The organism is Curtobacterium sp. B18, assembly GCF_000333375.1.
Taxonomy (GTDB): domain Bacteria; phylum Actinomycetota; class Actinomycetes; order Actinomycetales; family Microbacteriaceae; genus Curtobacterium.
Genome location: NZ_BACZ01000363.1, coordinates 1 through 962, shown reverse-complemented (window position 1 = coordinate 962; position 962 = coordinate 1). Strand labels below are relative to the sequence as shown.

The 962-nt window shown below is 75.6% G+C and carries 2 pseudogenes; both read left to right on the top strand.

What is annotated here, in order from left to right:
• Nucleotides 1-202 (top strand): annotated as a pseudogene (locus I5E_RS25410) (hypothetical protein); the annotation flags it as partial.
• 91 nt (nucleotides 203-293) lie between these two features.
• Nucleotides 294-962, top strand: a pseudogene (locus I5E_RS09905) (hypothetical protein); the annotation flags it as partial.

Here is a 962-nt window from a genome sequence, read left to right as displayed (position 1 = left end):
CGTCACGTTCGACGGCCCCGCGGGCCCCTCCGGAGCGGGTGCCCTCGGCGGCAGCGCTGCCGGTTCCGCCGGGTCGGCAGCAGCCGTCGGCATCGTCGGTTCCGACGACCAGGTCTCCCTCGCCGCGGGGTCACGCGGCACCCTCTCCGACGACGCCGTCCCCGCGTCGGTCGTCGGCGAGCACGACGTCGCCCCTGACTGAGATCGGTGCGCCTGTCCGGCACGGCAGGCACGCACCACCGGCCGCCTCCTGCGGTCGGCCCACATCTCATCTCGATCAGGGAGCAACGATCATGAACAAGTACGTCTCGAGAGGGCTCTGGTTCGCCCTCTTCGTCGGCGGTCTGACGCTCGGGGGTGCGGTCGCGGCGAACGCGGCGACGACCTCCGGTGCGGACGGCACCGCCTCGGGCACGCAGGTGGCGCCGTCGATCGACGCGCCGGTGTCCGCGACCGGCAACACACTCGGGGTCCTCGGGGACGCCGTGTCGTCGGTCACCCGACCCGCAGCGCCGGCGACTCCGGCCGCACCGTCGTCCTCGGCTCCGGCTCCTGCCGCGTCGCCGTCCACGTCGGGCGCTGACGGCATCGCGTCCGGGACCCAGGTGGTGCCCGCGGTGACCGCGCCCGTGCAGGTCTCGGGCAACGCGATCGCGGTCGGTGGCGACGCTGCCGCTGCCGCAACACCCGCTGCGGCCCCGGCTGCTCCGGCGGCCCCGGCTGCAGCGCCCGCCGCGGCACCGATGACCTCCGGGTCGGACGGCACGGCGTCGGGCACGCAGGTCGCGCCGGTGGTGGCCGTCCCGGTGACGGTGTCGGGCAACGGCATCGGCCTCGTCGGCGACGGCACCTCGGCAGGGGCAACCGCTCCGGCGACCGGGACCAGGACGTCGACCGCGGGTGGTTCGACCTCCGGGTCGGACGGCACGGCCTCGGGCACACAGGTGTCCCCGGTGGTGTCG